This window comes from Microbacterium arabinogalactanolyticum (assembly GCF_030268005.1).
Lineage (GTDB): Bacteria > Actinomycetota > Actinomycetes > Actinomycetales > Microbacteriaceae > Microbacterium > Microbacterium arabinogalactanolyticum.
In genome coordinates this window covers 38,357-64,012 of the sequence record NZ_BRZC01000007.1, presented here as the reverse complement: position 1 = coordinate 64,012, position 25,656 = coordinate 38,357, and the positions used below count along the sequence as shown (strand labels likewise).

The 25,656-nt window shown below is 70.5% G+C and carries 23 protein-coding genes and 1 tRNA gene; 16 read left to right on the top strand and 8 right to left on the bottom strand.

The features are described from left to right. The first annotated feature begins 57 nt into the window (after positions 1–57). Complete coding sequence (locus MIAR_RS11750; RefSeq protein ID WP_285635979.1) at positions 58–978, top strand: cation diffusion facilitator family transporter; 921 nt, start codon at positions 58–60, stop codon at positions 976–978. On the opposite strand, the gene MIAR_RS11745 is transcribed toward MIAR_RS11750, so the two are convergent. Continuing rightward, positions 979–3,453, bottom strand: coding sequence for an ATP-dependent DNA ligase (locus MIAR_RS11745; protein ID WP_285635976.1), 2,475 nt, complete (start codon positions 3,451–3,453; stop codon positions 979–981). 66 nt (positions 3,454–3,519) lie between these two features. Here MIAR_RS11745 and ku point away from each other — a divergent pair, with 66 nt between their 5' ends. Then, positions 3,520–4,392, top strand: a complete 873-nt coding sequence (ku, locus tag MIAR_RS11740) for a non-homologous end joining protein Ku (RefSeq protein ID WP_285635973.1) — start codon at positions 3,520–3,522, stop codon at positions 4,390–4,392. Positions 4,393–4,425: 33 nt separating this feature from the next. Here ku and MIAR_RS11735 read toward each other — a convergent pair whose 3' ends face one another. Together MIAR_RS11735 and MIAR_RS11730 are read right to left on the bottom strand one after the other, a co-directional pair. After that, positions 4,426–5,208 carry a DedA family protein gene (locus MIAR_RS11735; protein ID WP_285635970.1) on the bottom strand — a complete coding sequence of 261 codons (783 nt, stop codon included), beginning with the start codon at positions 5,206–5,208 and terminating at the stop codon, positions 4,426–4,428. A gap of 61 nt (positions 5,209–5,269) precedes the next feature. Further along, a tRNA-Leu gene (locus MIAR_RS11730) sits at positions 5,270–5,351 on the bottom strand. A 109-nt stretch (positions 5,352–5,460) separates the two neighbouring features. Between MIAR_RS11730 and MIAR_RS11725 the strand changes: the two genes are divergently transcribed. Genes MIAR_RS11725 through MIAR_RS11695 form a run of 7 tightly spaced genes read left to right on the top strand, consistent with a single transcriptional unit; the run spans position 5,461 to position 9,948 of the window. Further along, positions 5,461–6,603, top strand: coding sequence for a TadA family conjugal transfer-associated ATPase (locus MIAR_RS11725; protein WP_285635967.1), 1,143 nt, complete (start codon positions 5,461–5,463; stop codon positions 6,601–6,603). After that, positions 6,600–7,457 carry a type II secretion system F family protein gene (locus tag MIAR_RS11720; RefSeq protein ID WP_285635964.1) on the top strand — a complete coding sequence of 286 codons (858 nt, stop codon included), beginning with the start codon at positions 6,600–6,602 and terminating at the stop codon, positions 7,455–7,457. The genes MIAR_RS11725 and MIAR_RS11720 overlap by 4 nt, the downstream gene beginning before the upstream one ends. Then, the gene (locus MIAR_RS11715) at positions 7,454–8,392 is read left to right on the top strand and encodes a type II secretion system F family protein (RefSeq protein WP_285635961.1); all 939 of its coding nucleotides are present in this window, start codon (positions 7,454–7,456) and stop codon (positions 8,390–8,392) included. The genes MIAR_RS11720 and MIAR_RS11715 overlap by 4 nt, the downstream gene beginning before the upstream one ends. A 59-nt stretch (positions 8,393–8,451) precedes the next feature. Beyond that, positions 8,452–8,637: a hypothetical protein gene (locus tag MIAR_RS11710; RefSeq protein WP_285635958.1), complete on the top strand. Its 186-nt coding sequence runs from the start codon at positions 8,452–8,454 to the stop codon at positions 8,635–8,637. A 3-nt stretch (positions 8,638–8,640) separates the two neighbouring features. Further along, on the top strand, positions 8,641–9,042 hold the full coding sequence (locus MIAR_RS11705; RefSeq protein ID WP_285635955.1) for a TadE/TadG family type IV pilus assembly protein: 402 nt from the start codon (positions 8,641–8,643) through the stop codon (positions 9,040–9,042). Further along, positions 9,011–9,523, top strand: coding sequence for a TadE family protein (locus MIAR_RS11700; protein ID WP_285635948.1), 513 nt, complete (start codon positions 9,011–9,013; stop codon positions 9,521–9,523). The genes MIAR_RS11705 and MIAR_RS11700 overlap by 32 nt, the downstream gene beginning before the upstream one ends. Then, positions 9,520–9,948 (top strand): pilus assembly protein TadG-related protein, encoded by a 429-nt coding sequence (locus MIAR_RS11695; RefSeq protein WP_285635945.1) that lies wholly within the window; start codon positions 9,520–9,522, stop codon positions 9,946–9,948. The genes MIAR_RS11700 and MIAR_RS11695 overlap by 4 nt, the downstream gene beginning before the upstream one ends. A gap of 5 nt (positions 9,949–9,953) precedes the next feature. Here the strand turns inward: MIAR_RS11695 and MIAR_RS11690 are convergent, their stop codons facing one another. Continuing rightward, positions 9,954–11,180: an MFS transporter gene (locus tag MIAR_RS11690; RefSeq protein ID WP_285638494.1), complete on the bottom strand. Its 1,227-nt coding sequence runs from the start codon at positions 11,178–11,180 to the stop codon at positions 9,954–9,956. A gap of 102 nt (positions 11,181–11,282) precedes the next feature. On the opposite strand from MIAR_RS11690, the gene prfB reads away from it, so the two are divergent. The 4 genes from prfB to smpB are packed head-to-tail and all read left to right on the top strand — an operon-like array spanning position 11,283 to position 14,888. Beyond that, entirely contained in the window at positions 11,283–12,392 is a 1,110-nt protein-coding gene (prfB, locus tag MIAR_RS11685) for a peptide chain release factor 2 (protein WP_285635943.1), read from the top strand. A gap of 57 nt (positions 12,393–12,449) precedes the next feature. Next, complete coding sequence (gene ftsE / locus MIAR_RS11680) at positions 12,450–13,457, top strand: cell division ATP-binding protein FtsE (protein WP_285635938.1); 1,008 nt, start codon at positions 12,450–12,452, stop codon at positions 13,455–13,457. Further along, complete coding sequence (gene ftsX, locus MIAR_RS11675; protein ID WP_285635935.1) at positions 13,454–14,368, top strand: permease-like cell division protein FtsX; 915 nt, start codon at positions 13,454–13,456, stop codon at positions 14,366–14,368. The genes ftsE and ftsX overlap by 4 nt, the downstream gene beginning before the upstream one ends. Positions 14,369–14,411: 43 nt before the next feature. Next, on the top strand, positions 14,412–14,888 hold the full coding sequence (gene smpB, locus MIAR_RS11670; RefSeq protein ID WP_285635932.1) for an SsrA-binding protein SmpB: 477 nt from the start codon (positions 14,412–14,414) through the stop codon (positions 14,886–14,888). Between the two features lie 24 nt (positions 14,889–14,912). Here the strand turns inward: smpB and MIAR_RS11665 are convergent, their stop codons facing one another. Continuing rightward, complete coding sequence (locus MIAR_RS11665; RefSeq protein ID WP_425561596.1) at positions 14,913–16,445, bottom strand: fatty acyl-CoA synthetase; 1,533 nt, start codon at positions 16,443–16,445, stop codon at positions 14,913–14,915. Positions 16,446–16,495: 50 nt separating this feature from the next. After that, a complete protein-coding gene (locus MIAR_RS11660) occupies positions 16,496–18,379 on the bottom strand; it encodes a S9 family peptidase (protein ID WP_285635930.1) in 1,884 nt (627 codons plus the stop codon). A 127-nt stretch (positions 18,380–18,506) separates the two neighbouring features. Here MIAR_RS11660 and MIAR_RS11655 point away from each other — a divergent pair, with 127 nt between their 5' ends. Both MIAR_RS11655 and metE read left to right on the top strand, forming a co-directional pair. Continuing rightward, positions 18,507–19,448 carry a methylenetetrahydrofolate reductase gene (locus MIAR_RS11655; RefSeq protein WP_285635928.1) on the top strand — a complete coding sequence of 314 codons (942 nt, stop codon included), beginning with the start codon at positions 18,507–18,509 and terminating at the stop codon, positions 19,446–19,448. Between the two features lie 10 nt (positions 19,449–19,458). Further along, entirely contained in the window at positions 19,459–21,771 is a 2,313-nt protein-coding gene (gene metE / locus MIAR_RS11650; RefSeq protein WP_285635925.1) for a 5-methyltetrahydropteroyltriglutamate--homocysteine S-methyltransferase, read from the top strand. Positions 21,772–21,855: 84 nt separating this feature from the next. On the opposite strand, the gene MIAR_RS11645 is transcribed toward metE, so the two are convergent. Continuing rightward, on the bottom strand, positions 21,856–23,691 hold the full coding sequence (locus tag MIAR_RS11645) for an NAD(P)-binding domain-containing protein (protein WP_425561595.1): 1,836 nt from the start codon (positions 23,689–23,691) through the stop codon (positions 21,856–21,858). Between the two features lie 79 nt (positions 23,692–23,770). Here MIAR_RS11645 and MIAR_RS11640 point away from each other — a divergent pair, with 79 nt between their 5' ends. Beyond that, a complete protein-coding gene (locus MIAR_RS11640) occupies positions 23,771–24,940 on the top strand; it encodes a GAF domain-containing protein (protein ID WP_285635922.1) in 1,170 nt (389 codons plus the stop codon). Between the two features lie 4 nt (positions 24,941–24,944). Here the strand turns inward: MIAR_RS11640 and lexA are convergent, their stop codons facing one another. After that, on the bottom strand, positions 24,945–25,631 hold the full coding sequence (gene lexA, locus MIAR_RS11635) for a transcriptional repressor LexA (RefSeq protein WP_285635919.1): 687 nt from the start codon (positions 25,629–25,631) through the stop codon (positions 24,945–24,947). Positions 25,632–25,656 lie beyond the last annotated feature (25 nt).

The following is a 25,656-nucleotide window of genomic DNA, read 5'->3' as shown; positions in this document are numbered from 1 at the left end:
ATTCCCGACTAGGCGGAATCGGCGCTGACCGGCGTCTTCCCGGCCTAGCCTGGAGGCATGCACGATCACGCACCCGCCCCGGGCGGCATCCGCGACGCCGGTCACCGGCGTCTGCTCGCCGTCTCGCTCGGCCTGACCGCCACCATCATGGTGGTGCAGGTCGTCGGGGCGATCCTGTCGGGGTCACTCGCGCTCCTGGCCGACGCCGCGCACATGTTCACGGACTCCTCGGCGCTCGTGATCGCACTCATCGCGACGGCGGTCGCCGCGCGACCCGCGGATGACCGGCGCACCTTCGGCTACCAGCGCGCCGAGGTGTTCGCCGCGCTCATCAACGCCATCATCCTCATCGTGCTGACCGTGAGCGTCGCGATCGGCGGAGTGAACCGCCTGCTCAACCCCGGCGAGGTGGAGGTGGCGGGTCCCGTCATGCTCACCGTCGCCGTCGTCGGCATGCTGGCCAACGGCGCCTCGATGTGGCTGCTGAGCCGCGCGCAGGAGAAGAGCATCAACGTCCGCGGGGCGTATCTGGAGGTCATGGGCGACCTGATCGGCTCGGTGATGGTCATCATCGCGGCCATCGTGATCGTCACCACCGGATGGATGCCCGCCGACGCCATCGCCTCCCTCGTGATCGCCGCGATGATCGTGCCCCGCGCGATCTCGCTGCTGCGCGAGGTCTTCTCGGTGCTCGCCGAATCCGCACCCAAGGGCATGTCGGTCGACGACATCCGCACGCATCTGAAGGGATACGAGGGAGTCGTCGACGTGCACGACGTGCACGTCTGGCAGCTGACCCGGGGCGCCCCGGTGTTCACCGCGCACGTGAGCGTGGCCCAGTCCGTCTACGCGCAGGGCCGTTCCGCAGAGCTGCTCACCCGGCTGCAGTCGTGCCTGGCCGACCATTTCGATGTGGAGCACTCCACGTTCCAGCTCGAGCCCGCCGGGCACGACGACTGCGAGGCCACGCACGCCTGATCAGGACTCCCGGCGCACCTCTTCGGGGGACTTGTCCGGGCGCAGGCCGCGCCAGCGCGAGTGCCGCAGGATGCCGCTGGGCGACCAGTTCGCGAACTCGACCTCGCCGACGAGTTCGGGCCGCACCCACTCGGCGTCCGACGCGTCCGGCGCGGGCACGCCGTCCAGGCCCGGGCTCCCCGTGCGCAGCGGCTCCAGGCGCGCGCGCAGATCGCTCAGCATCCGATCGGTGAAGCCGGTGCCGACCCGGCCGACGTACCGCAGAGCGCCGTCGTCGTCGGGCACGGCGAGCAGCAGCGAGCCGATGCCCTCGCGCCGGTTGCCCTGACCGGGGCGGATGCCGACGACCACCACCTCCTGCGTGCGGGTGTGCTTGAGCTTCAACCAGGACGACGACCGCGCCCCGGGACGGTAGGGGGATCCCGGATCCTTGGCGACGACGCCCTCCAGCCCGTATCGCCCGCTCATCTCCATCGCCGCATCGAGGTCGTCGAACACGGGCGGCACCTGCACCGGCGCGTCGAGATCGGATGCCAGCTGCTCCAGCAGTTCGCGTCGCTGTCGCAGCGGCATGCGGGTGAGGTCGTGGCCGTCCAGCCGCATCAGGTCGAACAGCAGGTACACCACCGGCGTGCGCACCACCTCCCGCTCGATCTCGCGGCCGCGCGTCAGGTGCATCCTGTTCTGCAGGCGGGTGAAGCTCGGCCTGCCCTGGGCGTCGAACGCGACGATCTCGCCGTCGATCACCGCATCGGATGCCGGCAGGTGCGGCGCGCCGTCGGCGGTGAGCTCCGGATAGCGCGCGGTGATGTCGGTGCCGCTGCGGGCTCGGAGCGTGAGCCTGCCATCGGCCCAGGTCCCGATCGCGCGGACGCCGTCCCATTTGATCTCCGCCCAGTCGTAGCCGCGGGCGAGGCCGGGCGAGCCCGTCTCCGACAGCATGGGGGAGTATGCCGTGGGGGGCGACGCGGGTGCGCCGGGACTGTGTTGGTCAGGGTCTGGTGCAGGGTCACTCTCGCGCGGATGAACAGAGAGCGCGGGCCCACGCGCCCCGGAGGCTCCGGCCGACGCGGAGCGGCGGTTGGAGTGGGGCGTGGGGATCATCCGGTGCAGCAGCCACTGCGACTTCTCGCCCTCGCCCTCGGTGCGGATGAGAGCGAGCCGCGCCGATCCCAGACGCCCGCCCGCCTGCCCGGTGAACGTGCCGATCACCTCGTCGTCGCGCCACTTCTCCAGCGCCACGGTCCCGGTGTCCCACACGGTCATGGAACCGGCGCCGTACTCCCCGCGCGGGATCTCGCCCTCGAAGGTCAGGTACTCCAGCGGATGCGGCTCCGTCATCACCGCCAGGTGGTTGCGATCCGGCGTCTCCGGGACACCCTTGGGCACCGCCCAGCTGATCAGCACGCCGTCGCGCTCGATGCGCAGGTCGTAGTGCAGGCGGCTCGCGTGATGCTCCTGGATCACGAAACGCGGTGCGCCAGGGGCACCGGCGATGGCCGTTGTCGGCATAGGCTCGGGCGTCTTCGCGGCATCCCGCTTGGCGAGGTAGGAGGTGAGCGCCGTGCTGGGCGGCGCGAGGGCCGCGAGCGGGTCGATCCCGGCATCCACCCGCTCCAGGACCTCGTCGAACTCCAGCTGGCGCAGCGCGGGATCGTCCAGTTCCGCCCAGGTGCGCGGGGCAGCGACCCACGGGCGCGCGCGCCCGCGCAGCGAGTACGGCGCGATGGTCGTCTTGGAGGCGCTGTTCTGGCTCCAGTCGATGAAGACCTTCCCCCCGCGCGCGGACTTCGCCATGGTTCGCGTGGCGAGGTCGGGATGATCCGCCTCGATGAGCCGGGCGAGCTCCTTCGCGACGGCGGACACCTCGTCGCTGCTCTGCAGGCCGGTGCCGTCATCGGCGGTCGGCAGGCGGGCGTAAAGGTGGATGCCCTTGCTGCCGCTGGTCACCGGCATCGGCTCCAGTCCCATACCGGAGAGGAAGCCGCGGGCGATCCGCGCCACCTCCGCGCACTCCGCGAGCCCCACTCCGGGGCCGGGATCGAGGTCCAGCACGAGCCGGTCGGGCCGGCCGCGGCCGCCGGAATGCGTGAACCGCCACTGCGGCACGTGCAGCTCGAGCGCGGCGATCTGAGCGAACCACACCAGCGTCGCGGCATCGTCGGCGAGCGGGTACTCCTTGGGTCCGTCGGAGTGCTCGATCGGCATCCGCCTGACCCAGTCGGGCGCCCCCTGCTCGAGCTGCTTCGTGAAGAAGCTCTCGGCCGGGGCATCAGCCGTGCCGACGCCGTCGACCCAGCGCTTCCGCGTGACCGGCCGCCCGCGCACGTGCGGCAGCATGACCGGCGCGACCCGTGAGACGTAGGCGAGGATCTCGCCCTTGGTGGTGCCGGTCTCCGGATAGACGACCTTGTCGAGGTTGGTGACGCGCAGGCGCCGGCCGTCGATCTGCACGACCTGCCCGCTCGCTGCCATGGGGACAGATTAGCCGGGCGGCGCAAGCCCCTGGCCGGAACCACTGTGACTGGTGATACTTGTGTGATGAGGAGCATCTGGAAGGGCGCGGTGACCTTCGGCCTGGTGAACGTGCCGGTGAAGGTCTATTCGGCGACCGAGGACCATGACATCTCGCTGCACCAGGTGCACGCGGAGGACGGCGGTCGCATCCGCTACCAGCGCGTGTGCGAGATCGACGGCGAGACCGTGCCCTACTCGGACATCGACCGGGCCTACGTCGACGACGACGGTCAGACGGTGGTGCTCACCAAGAAGGACCTCGACGCACTGCCGGCGGAGAAGAGCCGCGAGATCGACGTGGTGGAGTTCGTTCCCACCGAGCAGATCGACCTGCTGACCCTCGATCGCGCCTACTACCTCGAACCGGACTCCAAGTCACCCAAGGCCTATGTGCTGCTGCGCCGGACCCTCGAGCAGACCGACCGCACGGCGATCGTGCGATTCACACTGCGGCAGAAGACCCGTCTGGCCGCCCTGCGGGTGCGGGGAGACGTGCTCGTGCTGCAGACGCTGCTCTGGGCGGACGAGGTGCGCGAGGCGGCGTTCCCGTCGCTGGACGAGGACGTGAAGATCAGCGACAAGGAGCTCGAGCTCTCGGCATCCCTGGTCGACAGCTACTCCAGCGACTTCGAGCCGGAGTCGTTCGTGGACGAGTATCAGAAGGAGCTGCGTACGCTCATCGACGCGAAGATCAAGGCCGGCGAGACGTTCGACGCAGCCGAGACCTTCGCCGAGGAGGGCGAGGGCGACGGCGGCGAGGTCATCGACCTGATGGAGGCGCTGCGCGCCAGCGTCGAGCGCTCCAAGGCGGAACGCGCCGGTGGGAAGAAGGATGCCGAGAAGAAGGACGCCGAGAAGAAGACCGCGAAGTCCGGCGGGCGCAAGAAGGCGAGCTGACGTCGTCGCGGGTGATGCCGGCCGGCTCCGGGATCAGTGCTTGCCGTCGCCGTCCAGGTCGGGTGCGCGGTCGAAGACCTCGGGGTCCAGCTGCAGGGCGGTGGTCGCGGGAGCGGATGCCTCGGCCTCCCGCGCCTCCTTCTTCACCTTGCGACGCTCGCTGAGGTAGTGCCACAGCGTCACGATGGCGGTGCCGCCGACTGCCGCGAGCAGGATCAGGTCGATGTAGTTCTCGACGAACGTCGCGATGGGCGGGATGAAGCCGATCACGTAGCCGAACATCGTCAGGCCGAAGCCCCACAGCACGGCGCCGATGAAGTTGTACAGCGAGTAGCGCTTCCAGGGCATGTGCCCGACGCCGGCGGCCACCGGAGCGAACGTGCGAACGATCGGGACGAAGCGCGCCAGGATGACCGTGATTCCGCCGAAGCGCTCGAAGAACGCATTCGTGCGCTCGACGTTCTTGCGGCTGAAGAGGCCGGATTCCTTGCGCTCGAAGATCGCCGGGCCGCCCTTGTGCCCGATGAAGTAGCCCACTTCACCGCCGATGAACGCTGACAGGCCGATCAGCAGCGCCACCACCCACACGTTGATCCCGAACACGCCATGCGGCAGGGCCGCCGAGGTGTGCGAGAGCAGACCCGAGATCACGAGCAGGGTGTCGCCCGGCAGCAGGAATCCGATCAGAAGGCCGGTCTCGGCGAACACGATGAAGCACACCACGAGAAGCGCCCACGGTCCGGCGGTGCCGATGATGGTCGCCGGGTCGAGCCAGGGGATCAGCGCTGTCGGCGCCTGGATGAGCGAGTGAAGCAAGAGAGGTTCCCGTCGGTCGTGCAGCGGCGGATGGAACTGGGGGATGGAACAGGTCGGTGCGTGCGGGAGATGGGACTTGAACCCACACGCCCAGGGGCACAGGAACCTAAATCCTGCGTGTCTACCGATTCCACCACTCCCGCGCGTCAGCAAGTCTACTGATGGAGGGTTACGGGTTCCCGTACATCTGCCGAGCCGTGGGGCTGTGGATAACTTTGACGCGGGTTTCCCGGATTCTGTCATGATGCCCGCGTGAGTCATCCGTCCCTGGTCGTCGCCGAGCGAGTCCGGCGGCGCCTGCGCCTCGAGCACACCGATCCCTCGTCGCATCCGGATGAGGCCAGGCACATCGCGCAGACCGAGGTGCGGCGCCACAACGACCTGGCCTTGCAGCGCGGCGAGGCGATCATCGACGACGAGGCGGCGCTGATCCGGGACGTGCTGGCGTCCGTCTCGGGGTTCGGCGTCCTGCAGCCCCTGCTGGACGATCCTGAGATCGAGGAGATCTGGCTGAACGGTCCCGACCGCATCTTCGTCGCGCGGGACGGCGCGACCGAGCGGCTGGATCTGCGGCTGACGGACGCCATCGTCCGCGATCTCGTGGAGCGGATGCTGCAGTCCACCGGCCGTCGCGTGGACATCAGCCAGCCCTTCGTCGACGCCTCCCTGCCGGACGGCTCGCGCCTGCACGTGGCGATCGCAGACGTGGTGCGCGGCTCCTGGGCGGTGAACATCAGGAAGTTCCTGCCGCAGCACCGCACCCTGCAATCGTTGGTCGCGCAGGGGTCGGTGCCCGCGCACGTCGCCGAACTGCTCCAGGGAGCGCTGCGCGAGGGCCGCAGCATCATCGTCTCGGGCGCCACGCACGCGGGGAAGACCACTCTGCTCGGCGCACTGCTCGCATCCGTCGCCGACAGCCAGCGGATCATCACGGTGGAGGAGACCTTCGAGCTGGCGGTCGAGGGGCCGGACGTGGTGGCGCTGCAGGGCCGGCAGGCGAGCCTGGAGGGCACCGGCGAGATCACGCTGCGGCGGCTCGTCAAGGAGGCGCTGCGCATGCGCCCCGACCGGATCGTGGTGGGCGAGGTGCGCGACGCGGAGGCACTCGACCTGGTTCTGGCGCTGAACACGGGCGTCCCGTCGGCGGGGACCATCCACGCCAACTCCGCGGACGAGGCACTCGAGAAGCTCGCGCTCCTGCCTCTGCTCGCGGGACGCAACATCGACAGGGCGTTCATCGCACCGGCACTGGCGACCTCGATCTCCTACGTCGTGCACTGCCGGCGGGAGCCCGACGGCTCGCGGCGCGTCGTCGAGGTCGTCGCGCCCACCGGCGAGGTCGTGGGAGGCCGCATCCTGACCACCCCGGTCCATCGTGCGGAGCGAGCGGTATGACGCTGCTGATCGGGGCGTTGCTCGGCGCGGGGCTGCTGCTCTGCGCATCGCCGTGGCTGTGGCCGCCGCGCGAGCGGGCGCCGCGCGCGGTGCAGCGCGGTCGACTGCGACGGCTGCTGGAGGAGGCGGGACTCGCACGCACCTCGACGCGCACGCTCGTCGTGACGATGGTCGGGGTCGGGCTGGTGGCGGCGCCCCTGGCATGGCTGTTCACTGCTCTGCCGGTGCTCGCGCTCCTGGCCGGGCTCGCGGCCGCTTCCGCTCCTGTCCTTTATCTGCGCGGCCGCCGTCTTCGTCTGCGCAAGGCGCGCCGCCAGCTGTGGCCGGACGTCTGCGATCTGCTGGTGGCTGCGATCCGCGTCGGACTCTCGCTGCCCGACGCCGTGGCGAGCCTCGCCGACTCCGCGCCCTCGGCCGTTCGTCCCGCGTTCGCGGTCTTCGCCCGCGATCTGCGCGCGACCGGGCGCTTCGAGACCAGCCTGGATCGGCTGAAGGCGACGCTCGCCGATCCCATCGCCGACCGCATCATCGAGACGCTGCGGATGGCCAGGCAGGTGGGTGGCACCGAGCTGACCGGGGTGCTGCGGGCCCTCTCCTCGTCGGTGCGGGCGGATGCCGCGCTGCGAGGTGAGGTGGAGGCGCGGCAGTCCTGGATCCGCGGAGCCGCGGTGCTCGGCGCGGTCGCGCCCTGGGTGATCCTCGGGCTGCTGGTGTCCCGCCCCGAGGGGCGGGAGGCATACGCCAGCGCGGAGGGCGTGATCGTCATCGTCGTGGGCGCCGCGGTGTCGCTCGTCGCCTACCGGATCATGCTGCGCATCGGCCGCCTCGCGGAGCCTGAGAGGTGGTTCGGGTGAGTGCCGTGACCGACCTCGCGCTCGCCGTGCTGCTGGGCGGCGCCTTCGCGCTGGGTGTGCTCGGCGTGCTGTCGGCGCTGCCACGCTGGGGCGCCCTGCCTCTCGACCGCCGCATCGCGCCGTACCTGCGCGACGTGGTTCCCGACGAGGCGATGCCGTCGGGCATCCTGCCGCGCGTCGGGATGCTGCCAGTGCACGGCCGCACGGTGTGGGAGCGTGTGAAGTCGGCATTCGAGCGGATGCTGGGCGGCGGGGACGCGCTGGCGCTCCGCCTCGCGCAGGCCGGTTCCTCACTCAGCCCTGCGGTCTTCCGCGGACGTCAGCTGGCGTGGGGAGTGGCCGGGCTCGTCGCCGGCGCCCTGCTGGTGGTGCTGATCGCCGTCGCCGGCCGGATGACGCCACCCGCCGTGCTGCTGCCGCTGCTCTCCGCGGCCGGCGTCGCGGTCGCGTACGACATGCAGCTCACCGCACGAGCGAAATCGCGTCGGGCACGGCTGGCGGACGAACTGCCCACCACCCTGGAGTTCCTCGCGCTGTGCCTCTCCGCGGGGGAGTCGCTGCTGGATGCGCTGCGGCGTGTGTCCGGGATCGGCACCGGCGAGCTCACCGAGGAGCTGCGGCACGCCGTTCTGGCTGTGCACACCGGTTCACCACTGGCCGACGCGCTCGGCGAGACCGCCACCCGGCTGCAGCTGCCCGGACTCACGCGCGCCGTGGACCAGATCATCGCGGCGCTCGAGCACGGGGCGCCGTTGGCCGCCGTGCTGCACTCCCAGGCTGCGGACGCGAGAGACGAGGCCAAGCGCGTGCTCATCGAGCAGGCCGGGCACAAGGAGATCCTGATGCTCCTGCCGCTGGTCTTCCTGATCCTGCCGCTCAGCGTTCTCTTCGCGATCTACCCCGGCCTCTTCATCCTCCGGCTCGGCCTCGGCTGAGCCACGTCACCACACACAAGCAACGACCCACACGAGACGGACACGAACGAGGAGCAGACATGACGACACTCAGGAGATGGTTCACCGCAGGCAGGACGCTCGCCGCGGACGAGACCGGGGATGTGCCCGGCTGGGTGCTGGTGACCCTCATGACCGCCGCCCTGGTCGTGGTGATCTGGGCGGTCGCGGGACCGGCGCTGGTCGACCTCTTCCAGCAGGCGATCGCCCGCGTCTCCGGCATCTGACCCATGCGCCCCACTGCAGCGCTCGCCGATGAGCGCGGCTCCAGCCCCGTCGAATTCGTGCTCGTCGGCGCGCTGCTGACCGCGCTTGTCTTCTCGGTGCTGCAGGTCGCGTTCGCCGTCTACGTCCGCAACGTCGTGCACGACGCGGCCGTGGAGGGTGCGCACTACGCCGCACTCGCGGACATCACCCTGGGCGAGGGGGCCGAGCGCACGCGCACCGTCATCACCCGTGCCGTCGGCGCCGACTACGCCGGGGACGTGTCGGTCGGCCAGGACAGCAGCCTGGGCCATGAGAGCGTCGTGATCCGCGTGCGCGCATCCCTGCCGGTGCTCTGCCTGATCGGCGTGCCCTACGGGATGGAGGTGGAAGGGCGTGCACCCGTGGAGTCGTTCGGCGACGACTGAGCAGAGCAGCGCCGGCGAACGGCGCGGCTCCGCCGCGCCGGGGATCCTGTCGGATGAGACGGGCTCTGCGGCGCTGGAGTTCATCACGGTGGGCGTGCTGCTGCTGGTGCCGCTGGTCTACCTGGTCCTCATGCTCGGCGCGATCCAGGAGCAGACGCTGGGTGCGGAGGCCGCGGCCCGCCACACCGCCCGGGTCATCGGGCAGGCACCCGACGCCGACACCGCCGGCGCTCGCGGAGAGGCCGTGCTGCAGAGCGTGATCCGCGAGTACGGCATGGACGAGGATGCCGTCGAGGTCGGCATCACGTGCCGGCCCGCGACGACCACGTGCCCCGCAGCCGGCAGCACCGTGATCGTCACCGTCACCACGCGGGTGAGCCTCCCGTTCATGCCGCCGCTGTTCGGACTGGACCGGATCGCCGCGATTCCCGTGCAGGCGGAGTCCGCGCAGAAGGTCTCCCGGCTGTGGGGGAGCGGATGATCGCCCGGCTCCGCGCGCTCGCGGACGACGAGGACGGCAGCATCCTGCCGCTGATCCTCGGTTACATGCTGCTCGCCGTCGCCGTCATCTTCGTGTGCGTCTGCGCCACCGACCTCTACATCGCGCAGAAACGGCTCGACTCGCTCGCTGACGCCGCCTCGCTCGCGGGCGCCGACGGCTTCACGCTCGAGGCGAGCGAGGGGAGCGTGCGCGCCGAGCTCACGGACGAGAAGGTGCGCGAGCAGGCGGATGCCGTGGTCACCGCGGTCTCGCCGGAGACGCGGCTCGTGTCGGCCGGCACGCCCGACGGCGTCTCCGCGAGGGTCACGGTCGCCACCGTGTGGCACCCGCCGCTGATCTCCCCGTTCGTGCCCGACGGCGTGCCGATCGAGGCCACCGCCACGACCCGCACCGCGCTGCGCTGAGACGTCTAGTCGCGCTCCGGGCGCGGCAGGTATCTCGGCGTCCAGCGCAGGAATCCGGCCGCGCCGACCAGCGCCACCACGCCCATCAGCCCGGTCGCCAGCGACAGCGTCGCCGCGGCGGTGATCGCCGAGACCAGCACCGGTGCCAGGGCGCCGCCCGCATCCGTCAGCGTCCGCCACGAACCCAGGAACGTCGCGGGATCGCGCTCGGGAGCGAGATCCGCACCGAAGGTGAGCAGGATGCCGCTGGAGAGCCCGTTCCCGACGCCCAGCACGGCGGCCAGCAGGCCGTACCAGAGCAGCGCCGAGTCCAGGTCGTGCGTGAACGACAGCGCCGTGAACCCGAGCCCCATCAGCAGCAGCGCGGGCATCGCCGCCCAGATCCGCCCGAACCGGTCCATCACCTGGCCGCTCGCGTAGAACAGGGCGAAGTCGATCGCGCCGGACACACCGACGACCAGGGCGATGGTCGTGGCATCCAGGCCGAGCGAGACGCCCCACAGCGGCAGGACCACCTGCCGCGCTGAGCGCACCGCCGACAGGCAGGCCGCCGAGATGCCCAGCCGCGACAGCACGCCACGGTAGAACCACATCGTGCGGAACACGCCGCGCTGGTCGCGCACGGGGATGGATCCGGTCACCACCTCGCCGGTGTCCTCCGCGATCGCGGCGCCCGTGGGCTTCAGTAGGGCCGGCATCGTGCGCTCCGGATCGGGACCGAACAGCACCAGCACCACGAGCACGGCCACGCAGCCCAGCAGGAACCACACCGTGGAGTGCTCGGTGCGCGTCAGCTGGATCAGCCCCGCCGCCACGAACGGCCCCACGAACACCCCGAACCGGAAGCATCCGCCCAGCAGCGACAGCATCCGGGCGCGGAACCGGATCGGCACGCGCGTCGTCATGAACGCATGCCGCGCCAGGCCGAACGACGCGGCGCAGAAGCCCAGCAGGAACACCGCGGCCGTCAACCAGCCGAGCGACGGCGCCCAGAGCATCCCGACGCCGGCGAGGATCGCGGCCAGACCCGCGTAGACCATGGTGAGCCGCTCGCCGATCTTCGTCACCAGCCAGCCGGCCGGAAGATTGCCGCACAGCTGCCCGACCACGAGCATCGCGGCGACGAGCGCCGCCAGCGGGACATCGGCTCCCAGCTCGGTGGCGAACACCGGAATCAGGGGGATGACGGCCCCCTCGCCGAGCGCGAACAGCACCGTGGGGATGTAGACCATGGGTCCGAACCGCCGGATGATGCTGCCTGCGCTGTCACTCACCCCTTCACGCTAGCCCGAGCGGCGCGGAATCCTGCGCGCGGCGCGATAGGCTGGGGTGCCATGTTCGAACTCGATCTCTCCGCCGACATCCAGGCCCTGCGACACACCTTCGGCGACATCCGTGAGGTCGTCGACGTCGAATCCCTCAACGCCGACATCGCGCGGCTCAGTGAAGAGGCCGGCGCGCCCGACCTCTGGGACGACCCCGAGAAGGCGCAGAAGGTCACCAGCGCCCTCAGCCACAAGCAGGCCGACCTCAAGCGCGTCACCGACGTCGAGCGCCGCCTCGACGATCTCGACGTGCTGGTCGAGCTCGCCAACGAGATGCAGGACGAGGACTCCGCCGAGGAGGCCCGCAAGGAGCTCGCCTCGCTGACCGAGACGATCAACCAGCTCGAGGTGCAGACCCTGCTGGACGGTGAGTACGACGACCGCAACGCGATCATCACCATCCGCTCCGGTGCCGGCGGCGACGACGCCACCGACTTCGCCGAGATGCTCATGCGCATGTACCTGCGCTGGGCCGAGCAGCACGGCTACCCCGTCAAGGTGATGGACACCTCCTACGCCGAGGGCGCCGGCATCAAGTCGACGACCTTCGAGGTCACCGCCCCCTACGCCTTCGGCACCCTCTCGGTCGAGGCCGGCACGCACCGCCTGGCCCGCATCAGCCCGTTCGGCTCCGCCGACAAGCGCCAGACCTCGTTCGCCGCGGTCGAGGTCATCCCGCTGATGGAGGAGGCCACCGAGGTCGACATCCCCGAGGGCGACATCCGCGTCGACGTCTTCCGCTCCTCGGGCCCGGGCGGCCAGTCGGTCAACACCACCGACTCCGCCGTGCGCATCACGCACCTCCCCACCGGCATCGTCGTCTCGATGCAGAACGAGAAGTCGCAGATCCAGAACCGCGCCGCGGCCATGCGCGTGCTGCAGACCCGCCTGCTGCTGCTGCAGAAGGAGGAGGAGGCGGCGAAGAAGAAGGAGCTCGCGGGCAACATCACCGCCAGCTGGGGCGACCAGATGCGCTCCTACTTCCTCTACGGCCAGCAGCTGGTCAAGGACCTGCGCACCGGCCACGAGTCCGGCAACCCGGCCAGCGTGTTCGACGGAGACCTCGACGACTTCATCTCGGCGGGCATCCGCTGGCGCAAGCGCAAGGAAGAGGACTGAGCGCAGACGAGTGTCGCTGAACCGACCACGGCGGGCCGCGCTTAGGCTCGAAAGGCCATGATCCGGTTCGAGAACGTCACCAAGCGCTATCGCGGCACCAAACGCCCCGCCCTCTCCGATGTCGACTTCAATGTCGAGGCCGGCGAGTTCGTGTTCCTCGTCGGCGCCTCCGGCTCCGGCAAGTCGAGCTGCCTGCGACTCATCCTCCGCGAGGACGTGCCCACCACGGGCCGCGTCGCCGTGCTCGGGCGCGATCTGCGCTCGCTCGCCAATCGCAAGGTCCCGTACTTCCGTCGCCACATCGGCTCGGTCTTCCAGGACTTCCGGCTGCTGCCGTCGAAGACGGTCTACCAGAACGTCGCGTTCTCCCTGCAGGTGATCGGCACGTCGCGCGGCTTCATCCAGCAGGCGGTGCCCGAGGCGCTCGCTCTGGTCGGGCTGGACGGCAAGGCCAAGAGGATGCCGCACGAGCTCTCCGGCGGTGAGCAGCAGCGCGTGGCGATCGCCCGCGCGATCGTGAACCGTCCCAAGGTGCTGCTGGCCGACGAGCCGACCGGAAACCTGGACCCCGCAACCTCCGTCGACATCATGCAGCTGCTGGCGCGCATCAACGCCGGCGGCACGACCGTGCTGATGGCCACCCACGAGGCCGCGTTCGTCGACCAGATGCAGCGTCGTGTGATCGAGCTCAAAGAGGGCGTCATGGTGCGCGACGAGCTCGGCGGCGGCTACGGCGACACCTCGAGCATCCCTCGCCTGCGGCCGGAGTCGATCCCCGGCGCTGCCGCGGCGGCCGCGCTCACCGCCGTGCAGGAGGTGCAGCGGCAGACCGTCGCGACTCCCGTCATCGCACCGGATGCCGCTGCTCCGTCCGCACCCGAGACGCCGGATGCTGAGCGGGAGGACGTCGTGCCGCCCGCCCCGCCGGAGGAGAATCCCTATGCCGCGGCGACCCCGCGCACGAATCCGATCGTCATCCCGGACGTGAAGGTCGACGAGTTGGGGGTCGCCGATCGTCTCGGCCTCTCGGACGGCGACGACGAGGAAGTGGGCCCGACCTCATGAACTTCGGACTCATCGTCGGCGAGGCCCTGCTCGGGCTGCGTCGCAACCTCTCCATGGTCATCTCGGTGGTGCTCGTCACCTTCGTGTCTCTCACCTTCGTCGGCGCCGCCATCCTCATGCAGACGCAGATCAGCACGATGCGCGCCTACTGGGGCGAGAAGGCCGAGGTGACGGTCTACATGTGCTCGCCTCTGTCGACCTCGTCGACGTGCGTCGGCGGTGAGGCCAACCAGGAGCAGATCGACAAGGTCAAGCAGGCACTGGAGGGCGACGCCCTCGCTCCGCTGATCAGCTCGGTGCGCTTCCAGACCAAGGAGGACGCGTACAAGGACATCGTCGCGCAGCTCGGCGAGGAGCAGGCCAGCGTCATCGGCGTGCAGAACACCTCGGTGGACTTCCGCATCACCATGAAGGATCCCCAGCAGTCCGAGGTGATCACCGAGGCCTTCTCGGGTGAGGCCGGGGTGGATGCGGTGAAGGACCAGCGCAAACTGCTCGACCCGCTGTTCTCCGCGCTCACGGTCGCGACGTACATCGCCGTGGGCGTGGCCGCGCTCATGCTCATCGCCGCCGTGCTCCTGATCGCCACCACCATCCGGCTCTCGGCCTACGCGAGGCGCAAGGAGATCGGGATCATGCGCCTGGTCGGCGCGTCGAACGGATCGATCCAGACGCCGTTCGTGCTGGAGGGCGTGTTCGCCGCCTTCCTCGGCTCGGTCTTCGCCAGCGCCACAGTGCTGGCAGGCGTCCACTTCGGCGTGGAGGGCTATCTTGCCGACCGCGTGCCCTTCATGCGACCGCTGGTCGGCATGGAGCAGGCCGCGTTCGTGGTGCCGGTGCTGATCGGGATCGGCATCCTGCTGTCGGCCCTGTCGGCCGGCTTCGCGATCCGTCGCTGGCTGCGCACCTGACCCGGTATATGCTGGTGGGCTGCCCCATCGTCAGGAGAAGAACATGCCCAGGGAACGCGGTGAGAAGGTCGTCGCGACCAACCGTCGCGCACGTCACGACTACAACCTCGAGAAGTCGTACGAAGCGGGCCTCGTGCTCACCGGCACCGAGGTCAAGTCGCTGCGTCAGGGGCGCGCGAACCTCAGCGACGGCTACGCGTACATCAAGGGCGGCGAGGCCTTCCTCGACGCCGTGCACATCCCGGAGTACTCCCAGGGGCACTGGACCAACCACTCGGCCAAGCGCATCCGCAAACTGCTGCTGCACCGCGACGAGATCCACAAGCTCGAGCACGCCGTCTCGGCCGGCGGCTACACGCTGATCCCGCTCCGGCTGTACTTCTCGGACGGCCGAGCCAAGGTCGAGATCGCTCTCGCGAAGGGCAAGCGCGAGTACGACAAGCGCCAGACCCTACGCGAGCGCCAGGACACCCGCGAGGCCGAGCGCGCCATGCGCACCCGCAACCGGATGGGGGAGTGACCTCCGAGGTCACCGACCCCCGGGCTACGCGTCGCGCAGTTCGCGCTTGAGGATCTTCCCGCTCTGATTGCGCGGCAGCGCGTCGATGAACCGCACCGCCTTCGGCACCTTGAACGAGGAGAGCCGATCCTTCATGTGCGCGATGAGCTCATCCTCCGCGACCGCGGCATCCGGCTTGAGCACCACGCACGCGACGATCGCCTCGATCCACCGCTCGTCGGGGACCCCGATCACCGCGACCTCGGCCACGGCCGGGTGCGTGTAGATCGCATCCTCCACCTCGCGGGAGGCCACCATGATCCCGCCGGTGTTGATCGCATCCTTGATGCGGTCGACCACCGTCAGGTACCCGGCCTCGTCGCGGACCACGAGGTCGCCGGAGTGGAACCAGCCGTCGCGGAACGCCTCCGCCGTCTCCTCCGGCTTGTTCCAGTAGCCCAGCGCCAGCTGCGGTGAGCGGTACAGCACCTCGCCGGGAACGCCGTCCGGCACGTCCCCGCCGTTCTCGTCGACGACACGGGTCTCGACGAACAGGATGGCCCGCCCCGCCGACGCGGGCCGCTCCTCGTGCTCCTCGGGGCGCAGCACGGTGGCCAGCGGGCCGATCTCGGACTGCCCGAAGCAGTTGTAGAAGCCGAGCGCCGGGTAGCGCTCACGCAGGCGATTCAGGACCGTGACCGGCATGATCGAGGCGCCGTACTGCGCCTTGGTGAGCGAGGAGAGATCGGCGGCGTCCAGGTCGGGATGGTTGGCGAGCGGAACCCACACGGTCGGAGCCAGGAAAAGCGACCCGATCCGCTCCTCGGAGACGGTGCGGAGGATCCGGGGGATGTCCGGCGCCGGGAGCAGCCGGACGGTCGCGCCGATGGCGAGATAGGGGAGCATGAACACATGCATGGCGGCCGAGTGGTACAGCGGCATGCAGATGAGCGGCGCGTCGTCCGGCGTGAAGTCCAGGGCGACGATCACGGCGGAGTACTCGGCCACGAGAGCGGAGTGCGTCAGCATCGCTCCCTTCGGCTGCGACGTGGTGCCTGACGTGTAGAGCAGCTGCACCAGGCTCTCGCCGTCCACGTCTGCGGGGAGCTCCACGGCATCGCCGGCGCTCGCTCGCGTCAGGAGGGAGTCGTCCTCGTCGCGCAGTGCGGCGACGATCTCGACCTCGGTATCGGCGTGGACGGCGTCGAAGTGAGCGCGCAGCTGGGGGTCCACCAGCGCCGCTCTTGCGCCGGACTGGGCGATGAGATAGGCGAGCTCGGCCCCGTGCAGCGCGTAGTTGACCGGGACGTGCACCAGGCCCGCACGGGCGATGGCGAGGAACGCGATGACATAGGCATCCGAGTTGGTGCCGTAGGTGACCACGCGCTCGCCGGCGGCGAGACCGCGGTCTCGCAGGTCCGCCGCCGCCCGCGTGACCGCGTCGTCGAGGTCGCGATAGGTCCACTCCCGTCCTTCGAAGCGGAGGGCGATCGCGCCGGGGGTGCGTGAGGCGGTGCGTCGCAGGACGCCGTCGACCGTGTTGGTTCGCCAGGGCTGCGGGGTGGACATCGTCGTCATGCCCATCACGCTAGCCCCTCCGACCGGCTCCCGGCTCGAGGCGGCGGAGTTCAGGCCGGGGAGAACCCGAACGTCTCCCCGAGGAACCGCAGCTCCGCCTCCAGCGCCGTGACGATGGTCTCCGCCCGGCGGAAGCCGTGGCCCTCGCCCTCGAACAGGAGGTACTCGTGCGGGATGCCGCGCGCCGCCAGCGCATCGCGGATCGCCTCGGACTGCGAGGGCGGCACGACCTTGTCATCCGCTCCCTGCAGCAGCAGCACGGGGACGTCGATGCGCTCCGCATGGCTGAGCGGCGAACGCTCGATGCACACGTCCTCGGCCTCGGGGAGCGGGCCGACCAGACCGTTCAGGTAGAACTTCTCGAAATCGTGGGTGTCGGATGCCAGCATCCGCAGGTCCGCGACGCCGTAGCGGCTGATGCCCGCGCCGAACGCGCCTCCGCGCACCAGCGCGCAGAGCACCGTCCATCCGCCGGCGGAGCCGCCCTTGATCGCGATGCGGGCGGGGTCGGCGAGCCCGGCATCGGCGAGCCCGCGCGCGGCGGCGATCACATCGTCGACGTCGACCACGCCCCACTGCCCGTCCAGGCGCTCGCGGTAGGCACGGCCATAGCCGGTGGATCCGCCGTAGTTCACATCGAGCACGCCGATGCCGCGGCTGGTCCAGTAGGCGTAGGCCGCGGATGCCGCACCTGAGACGTGCGCGGTGGGCCCGCCGTGCACCATGACGATGTACGGGGGTAGCTCGCCCTCGGGGGCAGTCGCGTCCGGGTTCGTCGGGCGGTAGTCGAAGGCGTGCACGGAGCCGTGCGGCCCCTCGAACGTCACCGGCCGCGCCGCGGGGAACCACGCGGCATCGACCGGCTCGCCGCCGCCGATCGCCGTCGCCACGCCCGAGTCGACGTCCACCTCCCAGAGCCCGCGGTCCACACCGGCACCCGCGCCCGAGATCAGCACCCGGGAGCCCGAGACGTCGTCGATGCTCGCCTCACCGGTCACGGGGACGTCGAGCGGGCGGACCTCACCGGAGGCCGGGTCGATCAGCACGATCTCGTCGGCGCCGTCCGTGCGCACCGCGACGATCCGACCGCCCTCCAGGACGCCGTACCAGCGGTTGCCGAGCACCCACAGTCCGCCGCCGGTGTCGGCATCCGCCAGGACGTACGGCTCCGTCGTGGCAGGCGGCGTCTGGGCGGGCGGCGGCGTGTCCGCGGCGATGCGCGCCAGCCACAGATTCCAGCGCCCGGTGGCATCGTCGGCGTACAGCAGTTCGTCGTCGGAGATCCACTCGGGCTGCAGCGCGGCACGGGCGGGGACAGTCGTGTCGGATTGGGATCCGAGGTGCACGACCGAGACGATGGCAGCCTCCCACGGCATCCGCTTCTCGGTCCACTGCACGTAAGCCAGGCGCGTCCCGTCCGGCGACAGGGACGGGTGGGCGTAGAACCCCGGGCCGTACCAGGACACCCACCCGGGGGAGTCGTCTCCGGCGGCTGACCCGTCCGTCGGGATCTCCGCGATGCCGCGCCAGTGCTGCTCGCCGCGCAGATCCTCGCGCACCGCGAACAGCCGTCCCTGCTGCAGCGACAGTCCGCCGTACTGCGGACCGGGCGCCGTGAGCGGTTCGGGGACGCCGCCGCGCGGCATCCGGTACACGCACTGGTCGGCCGCGTTCACGAAGTACAGGGTGCCGTCGGCATCCGCGGTCCACGCCCCGCCCCCGTACTCGTGCACGCGGGAGCGCGCGTTCCACGGCTCGGGAAGGATCTCGGCGCCCGACGAGCTGCGGACGGTGACCCGTCCGCCCTGCGACGGCACCGACTCGCCCCACCAGATCTCCCCACCCACGAAGCGCGCTCCGTCGATCCGCGGTGCGGACGCCGAGACGTCGGCGGCGGAGAACGGTGAGGGCCAGGAACCGTAGGGCAGAGTCATGGCTCGAGCCTATCCAGATGACGTCAGGTGTCCGCCGCTGACACATGGCGTCACACAGTGTGCACCGGGCCGCGTCGCCGTTCTACCGTGCTGGAACAGCCCCGTCCGGAACCGTGAGGAGACAGCCATGAGTCGCGTGCCGTTCTCCTTCGAGCTGTACCCGCCGCGCTCCACGGCCAGCGCGCAGGCGCTGCACGACACGATCGACCGGCTCGCCGAGGCCGGGCCCGACTTCCTGTCGGTCACCTACGGCGCCGGCGGATCGACCGGCGGCCGGTCCCTGGACGTGCTGCGCTACATCCGCACCCGCACCGATGTCGAGCCGCTCGCGCACCTCACCTGCGTCGGCAACACCTATGCCGGGGCGGCCCGGCTGATCCGCGAGTTCCTGGATGCCGGCATCCTCAGCTTCCTCGCGCTGCGCGGCGACCCGCCCGCGGGCCTGGACGAGGGCGAGTCCTTCCTCGGCGACCTGGAGAGCTCCGCGCAGCTGGTGCAGCTGATCGACCGGGTGCAGGCCGAGCGGGCGCCCTACGAGGAGTCGCCCGTGCCCGGAAACCCGGGCGCCGTGCGCGTCGCTCCGCGCCGGAGGGTGAACATCGCCGTGGCGGCGTTCCCCAACGGGCATCCGCGTTCCGCCTACAGCAGCCAGCACGTCGACGCGCTGCTCGCGAAGCAGGCGGCGGGCGCCACACTCGCCATCACGCAGCTGTTCTTCCACCCCGACCACTACCTCGCGTTCGTCGAGCGCGCGCGGCGTGCTGGCGTGACGATCCCGATCCTGCCTGGCATCATGCCCATCACCTCGCCGGCGCGGCTGGCCCGCGTGCTCGAACTCACCGGCGAGGAGCTCCCCGGTGAGCTGTCGATCGCACTCGAGGTCGAGCCCACGGCCGAGGGCCGCCGCCAGATCGGCATCGACTGGGCATCCGATCTCGCTCGGGAGGTCGTCGAGGGCGGCGCCCCCGGCGTGCATCTCTACGCCTTCAACCAGCACGAGACCGTGCTCGACGTCCTCGCTCAGGCCGGCATCCTGGCCGACCGATGTATCTCCTCCGCCACGAAGTAAAGGAAACACCATGACCGCTTTCCCCGCCGGGACGATCCTCGGCTACCCCCGAATCGGACGCCGCCGCGAGCTGAAGAAGGCCGTCGAGGCGTTCTGGGTCGGGCGCATCGACGAGAGGCAGCTCGAGACCGCCGCCGCAGAGCTGCGCGCCGCGAACCGCGAGCGTCTCGCCGAGCTCGGGCTCGGCCGCGATGACTCCTCGATCCCCGAGTCCTCGTCCTTCTACGACCAGGTGCTCGACGCCGCGGTCACCGTCGGCGCCATCCCGGCCCGCTTCGAGGACCTGCGCGACGAGGACGGCAGCATCGGCCTGCCCGCCTACTTCACCGTCGCCCGTGGCGAGGGCGACCGCGCTCCCGCCGAGATGACCAAGTGGTTCGACTCGAACTACCACTACCTGGTGCCGGAGATCGGGCCGGAGACCGTTTTCTCGTTCTCCAGCGACCGGCTGGTCCGCGAGGTCGTAGAGGCTGCGGAGGCCGGCTTCCGCACCCGTCCTGTCATCGTCGGCCCGGTCACGCTGCTCGCGCTGGCCAAGGCATCGGATGCCGCGCCCGAGGGCTTCGACCCGCTCTCGCGACTGGACGACGTGGTCGCCGTGTACGCCGAGCTGCTCGCGAAGCTGAAGGCCGCCGGCGCAGAGTGGGTGCAGCTGGATGAGCCGGCGCTGGTCAGCGAGTCGCTGCCGGCAACGACCGCCCAGCTGGCGGAGGCCGCGCAGCGCGCACTCGCGGCTCTCGGCGGCTCGACCGAGCGTCCGTCCATCCTCGTGGCGGCTCCCTACGCATCGCTCGACGAGACCCTCGCGGTGCTCGCCGCGGCGCCCGTCGAGGCGATCGCCATCGACCTCGTGCGCGGTGCGGTCCCCGCATCCCTGCCCGACCTCGGGGGCAAGACGCTGGTGGGCGGCGTGATCGACGGCCACAACATCTGGCGCGGCGACCTCGCCGGCGCCTTCGCCAAGCTCGAGGCGCTGCGCGAGCTCGGCGCGGCATCCGTCTCGGCATCCACCTCCACCTCGCTGCTGCACGTGCCGCACGACGTGCAGGACGAGTCGAAGCTCGACGCGCGCCTGGTGTCGTGGCTCGCCTTCGCCGACCAGAAGGTCGGGCAGGTCGTCTCCCTCGCCCGCGGTCTCGCCGAGGGCCGTGACGCGATCGCGGAGGAGCTGGACGCGGCATCCGCGGCCCTCGCCGACCGGCACGGCGCCCCCGGCGTGCGTGACGGCGCCGTGCGTGCCCGCGCTCTCTCGGAGGCCGACTTCTCCCGCGACTCCTACGCGGACCGTGAGGCCGCCCAACTGGCGCTGGACCTGCCCGCGCTGCCGCTGACCACCATCGGCTCGTTCCCGCAGACCGCCGACATCCGTCGCGCCCGCGCGCAGTTCGGCCGTGGCGAGGTGCCCCAGGACGACTACGAGGCGTTCCTGAAGGCGGAGATCGACCGCGTGGTCGCACTGCAGGAGGACCTGGGGCTGGACGTGCTCGTGCACGGCGAGGCCGAGCGCAACGACATGGTGCAGTACTTCGCCGAGAACCTGGACGGCTTCGCGGTGACCGAGAACGGCTGGGTGCAGTCCTACGGCTCGCGCGCCACGCGCCCGTCGATCCTGTGGGGCGACGTGTCGCGTCCGGCGCCGATCACCGTCTCCTGGGCGTCGTACGCCCAGTCGCTGAGCACCAAGCATGTCAAGGGCATGCTCACCGGTCCTGTCACGATCCTGGCCTGGTCGTTCGTGCGCGACGACCAGCCGCTCGGGGAGACCGCCAACCAGGTCGCCCTCGCCCTGCGCGACGAGATCACCGACCTCGAGGCCGCCGGCATCGCGATCATCCAGGTCGACGAGCCGGCCCTGCGGGAGCTGCTGCCGCTGAAGAAGGCCGACCAGCCCGCCTACCTGGACTGGTCCGTGAACTCGTTCCGACTGGCGACCGGGGGCGCTGCGGCGGCCACGCAGGTGCACACGCACCTCTGCTACTCGGAGTTCGGCGTCGTGATCGACGCGATCCGCGCGCTGGACGCCGACGTCACCTCGATCGAGGCCGCTCGCAGCCGCATGGAGGTCGTCGCCGACATCGCCAGGTACGGCTTCGACCACGGCGTGGGCCCCGGCGTCTACGACATCCACTCGCCGCGGGTGCCGAGCGTCGACGAGATCGAATCGCTGCTGCGCCGTGCGGTCGACGAGCTGCCGCTGCGTCAGCTCTGGGTCAACCCGGACTGCGGTCTGAAGACCCGCGGGTACGACGAGACCGTCGCCTCGCTGCGCAACATCGTCGAGGCGACGCGCCGCGTCCGCGAGGACGTCGTCGTCCCGGCCTGAGACGCGTCGCCGCAGGGCCTGCGCAGGCCCTGCGCTGATACGGATGGGCCCCGCTCCGTGGAGGAGCGGGGCCCATCCGGGTCCTCAGCGCAGGTGATGCACCTGCTGCAGGCCGTACACCGGGGTGTCGATGCCGGCGTGCCTGGCCTTCAGCTGCAGCGCCAGGTACAACGAGTAGTGCCGCGACTGGTGCAGGTTGCCGCCGTGGAACCAGAGGTTCGGCTGCTGCGTCGGCTTCCACATGTTGCGCTGCTCGCCCTCCCAGGGCCCGGGATCCTTGGTCGTGTCCGAGCCGAGCCCCCAGCACTTGCCGACGGTGTCGGCGACCTCCTGGCTGATGAGGTCTGCGACCCAGCCGTTCATCGAGCCGTAGCCGGTGGCGTAGACGACCAGATCCGCTGGGAGCACGGTGCCGTTCTTCAGCACCACGGCATCCTCGGTGAGATGGTCGACATCGCCGTGCGCGAGCGCGACCTCGCCGTCGGCGACCAGTTCGGCGGAGCCCACGTCGATGTAGTAGCCGGAGCCGCGTCGCAGGTACTTCAGGAACAGGCCCGAGCCGTCGTCTCCCCAGTCGAGATCGAATCCGGCCGCCGTCATCCGGTCGTAGAAGTCCTTGTCGCGCTCGCGCATCCGGTCGTACAGCGGGATCTGGAACTCGTGCATGATCCGGTAGGGCAGCGACGCGAAGATGAGATCGGCCTTCTCGGTGGTGACGCCGGCGGCGAGAGCACGCTCGGAGTACAGGTCGCCGAGGCCGATGTCCATCAGGGTGTCGCTCTTGACGATGTGCGTCGAGGATCGCTGCACCATGGTCACATCGGCGCCGTGCTCCCACAGCGCCCCGCAGATGTCGAAGGCGGAGTTGTTGCTCCCGATCACGACGACCTTCTTGCCGCTGTAGGCGTCGGGACCGGGATGCTGGGACGAGTGCTGCTGCTCGCCGCGGAACACGTCCTGGCCGGGGAAGACCGGCACGTTCGGCTTGCCCGACATACCCGTCGCGAAGACCAGCTGGGTCGGATGCAGAGTCAGCGGGGCGCCGTCGCGCTCGACCTCGACGGTCCAGGTGCCGGATGCCTCGTCGAAGGCGGCGGAGGTCGCGGTCGTGTTCGACCAGTACGGCACCTCCATGACCTTCACGTAGGACTCGAGCCAGTCGCCGACCTTGTCCTTCGGGGCGAAGACGGGCCAGTTCTCGGGGAACTTGATGTACGGCAGGTGGTCGTACCAGACCGGGTCGTGCAGGCAGAGTGACTTGTAGCGCCCGCGCCACTGGTCGCCGGGTCGCGGATGCCGGTCGATCACGAGCGCAGGGACGCCGAGCTGGCGCAGCCGGGCGCCGAGCGCGATGCCGCCCTGCCCGCCGCCGATGACGAGCGCGTAGGGCTGGGTCTCGGTGCCCAGTGACGCCTCCTCGGCCTGCCGGCGCTCCAGCCAGGACACGCGGTCGCGCCGCGCCCCGTGCTCGGCCCCCTTCGGGCGCCGCTCGCGCAGGGGCTCCTCGTGTCCCTTGAGCTCGTACATGGTGGTCAGCAGCGTCCACGCCTTCGGGCCGTCCTCGTCGACGATCCGGACGAGACCCCGGCCACGGCCCACGGCGGTCTCGAACTCGAACCAGGCGGACGTCACTCCATCCGCGGTCTCGGGCTCCTCGGTGAACCGGAAGCCGTGCGGGGCGGTGCCCTCGAGCGTGGCGGTGAGGAGGTCGGCGACGCCCGCGGGGTTCTCGACCGTGGTGATGTTCCAGGAGAAGGCGATCAGGTCGCGCCAGAAGCTGGTCGCCGCGAAGAGCCCGGCGGCGCGCGCGACATCGCGGGCGAGCAGGGCATCCTCGAAGGCCGCCAGCCAGGTGCGGGCCGGATCGTCGGGTGCGGTCATGGTCGGCATCGTCGCCGACCGCTCATCGAGTTGGGTCATGCGTACAGTGCACTCGGCAGCGCTCGTGCCGTGAAGCGTTGCACGGTGTTGCAACGTGGCCCGGGATACGCTCCCCGCCATGGCAACGTCGCCTGATCTCGCAGACCTCGCCCGTCGTCTCGTGCGCGTGCACGACGCCGTGCTCTCCGGCAGCGCGCCTCCGCAGCATCCGCGGGAGCTGGTCGCGCGGTCGTGGCGCCGCACGATGAGCCTGGGCGTGGATGCCGACGCCGTGCGCCGCGCTGAGCCCATCGCCGCCTCCGCGCTGGAGGATCTGCGGCGTCGTTCGCGGCTGTCCGACGTGATCGACGAGCTGCGCGCCCCTCTGCTCGCCGCCGCCGACGCGTCGTCCTACCTCGTCGTCGTGACGGATGCCGACGGAGTGGTGCTGTGGCGCAGCGGCGCGCCGAGGGTGAAGCTGCACGCCGATCGGCTCGGCTTCGTGGACGGTGCGCGATGGACGGAGAGCGTCGTGGGGACCAACGCGATCGGCACCGCGCTGGTCGAGGATGCACCCGTGCAGCTGTTCTCGGCCGAGCACTACGAGAACGCGCAGGTGCCCTGGTACTGCACCGCTGAGCCGATCCACGACCCGATCGACGGGACCCTGCTCGGCGTCGTGGACGTCAGCGGTCCCGCACTGACGCTGCATCCCGCCATCCGCGCACTGGTGTCGGCCGCCGCGAGGATCGCCGAGGCGTCGCTCTGGCGCCGGCACAGCATGCGGCTGGAGAGGCTGCGCAGGGCCGCGCAGCCTCTGCTGGCCGGCGTGCAGGGACCGGTACTGGTCGTGGACGACCACGGCTGGGTCGCCGCGCAGCAGGGGGTGTCCGCCCGGGACCGGATCGAGGTTCCGCACGCGGATCGCACCCTCGCCGTGCCGGGGCTCGGCGTGTGCGTGCCCGAGCGACTGCCGGAGGGCTGGCTGATCAGACCCGTGGCGGACACTTCGGTGGTGGCGGTGCTCGACCTCACGGGCACGCAGGCGTGCATCGAGGTGCGGGCCGACGAGTCCGCCTGGCGCGTGCCGCTCACGCCGCGGCACGCCGACATGCTCGCTCTGCTCTCGGATGCCGGTCCCGACGGCGTCACGGCCGCCGACCTCAGCCGTCGACTGCACGGCGACGTCGATCATCAGGTCACCGTGCGTGCGGAGTTCTCCCGCCTGCGACGCTCTGCGGGCGCACTGGTCAGCGGCGCGCCGTACCGGATCGCGGACGGAGTCCTGCTGAGCGTACGGCGGGCGTAGCCGGTCAGACGGCGCGCAGCACCGCCACGACCTTGCCGAGCACGACGGCCTCGTCGCCGAGGATCGGCTCGAACGCCGAGTTGCGGGGGAGCAGCCAGGTGTGGCCGTCCCGTCGGCGGAAGGTCTTGACCGTCGCCTCGCCGTCGATCATGGCCGCGACGATCTCGCCGTTCTCGGCGTTGTTCTGCGTGCGCACGACCACCCAGTCGCCGTCGCAGATCGCGGCGTCGATCATGGATTCGCCGTTGACCTTGAGCATGAACAGCTCGCCCTTGCCGACGAGCTGGCGGGGGAGCGGGAAGATCTCCTCGACCTGCTGCTCCGCGGTGATCGGGATGCCGGCCGCGATCTGGCCGACCAGGGGGACCAGGGCCGCGTCCCCGACGGCGGGAGCGGAGTCGGCGGGGTTCTCCGCGCCCGTGCCGGGGAGGTCGATCAGCACCTCCATGGCGCGCGTCTTGCCCGGATCGCGGCGGAGGTAGCCGCTCAGCTCGAGCTGACCCAGCTGGTGGGTGACGCTGGAGAGGGACTTGAGCCCGACGGCGTCACCGATCTCGCGCATGCTCGGCGGATAGCCGTACCGAGCGATGGAGGTCTGGATGACCTCGAGGATCGCGATCTGCTTCGCACTGAGGCTCTTGCGGCGACGCGTGCGCGGAGCCTCGGATGCGGGGGTGGCGTTCTCGCTCATCGGTGCTCCTTCTCAGCGGCCGGAC

Excerpts from the sequence above, each read along its gene's own strand:
- MIAR_RS11655 (WP_285635928.1), top strand. The coding sequence starts at position 18,507 with ATGAGTCGCGTGCCGTTCTCCTTCGAGCTGTACCCGCCGCGCTCCACG.
- MIAR_RS11710 (WP_285635958.1), top strand. The coding sequence starts at position 8,452 with ATGACGACACTCAGGAGATGGTTCACCGCAGGCAGGACGCTCGCCGCG.
- MIAR_RS11720 (WP_285635964.1), top strand. The coding sequence starts at position 6,600 with ATGACGCTGCTGATCGGGGCGTTGCTCGGCGCGGGGCTGCTGCTCTGC.
- MIAR_RS11745 (WP_285635976.1), bottom strand. The coding sequence starts at position 3,453 with ATGGCAGCGAGCGGGCAGGTCGTGCAGATCGACGGCCGGCGCCTGCGC.
- metE (WP_285635925.1), top strand. The coding sequence starts at position 19,459 with ATGACCGCTTTCCCCGCCGGGACGATCCTCGGCTACCCCCGAATCGGA.
- MIAR_RS11705 (WP_285635955.1), top strand. The coding sequence starts at position 8,641 with ATGCGCCCCACTGCAGCGCTCGCCGATGAGCGCGGCTCCAGCCCCGTC.
- MIAR_RS11695 (WP_285635945.1), top strand. The coding sequence starts at position 9,520 with ATGATCGCCCGGCTCCGCGCGCTCGCGGACGACGAGGACGGCAGCATC.
- MIAR_RS11750 (WP_285635979.1), top strand. The coding sequence starts at position 58 with ATGCACGATCACGCACCCGCCCCGGGCGGCATCCGCGACGCCGGTCAC.
- ku (WP_285635973.1), top strand. The coding sequence starts at position 3,520 with ATGAGGAGCATCTGGAAGGGCGCGGTGACCTTCGGCCTGGTGAACGTG.
- MIAR_RS11645 (WP_425561595.1), bottom strand. The coding sequence starts at position 23,691 with ATGACCCAACTCGATGAGCGGTCGGCGACGATGCCGACCATGACCGCA.
- ftsE (WP_285635938.1), top strand. The coding sequence starts at position 12,450 with ATGATCCGGTTCGAGAACGTCACCAAGCGCTATCGCGGCACCAAACGC.
- MIAR_RS11660 (WP_285635930.1), bottom strand. The coding sequence starts at position 18,379 with ATGACTCTGCCCTACGGTTCCTGGCCCTCACCGTTCTCCGCCGCCGAC.
- prfB (WP_285635943.1), top strand. The coding sequence starts at position 11,283 with ATGTTCGAACTCGATCTCTCCGCCGACATCCAGGCCCTGCGACACACC.
- MIAR_RS11690 (WP_285638494.1), bottom strand. The coding sequence starts at position 11,180 with ATGGTCTACATCCCCACGGTGCTGTTCGCGCTCGGCGAGGGGGCCGTC.
- lexA (WP_285635919.1), bottom strand. The coding sequence starts at position 25,631 with ATGAGCGAGAACGCCACCCCCGCATCCGAGGCTCCGCGCACGCGTCGC.
- MIAR_RS11665 (WP_425561596.1), bottom strand. The coding sequence starts at position 16,445 with ATGACGACGATGTCCACCCCGCAGCCCTGGCGAACCAACACGGTCGAC.
- MIAR_RS11640 (WP_285635922.1), top strand. The coding sequence starts at position 23,771 with ATGGCAACGTCGCCTGATCTCGCAGACCTCGCCCGTCGTCTCGTGCGC.
- ftsX (WP_285635935.1), top strand. The coding sequence starts at position 13,454 with ATGAACTTCGGACTCATCGTCGGCGAGGCCCTGCTCGGGCTGCGTCGC.
- smpB (WP_285635932.1), top strand. The coding sequence starts at position 14,412 with ATGCCCAGGGAACGCGGTGAGAAGGTCGTCGCGACCAACCGTCGCGCA.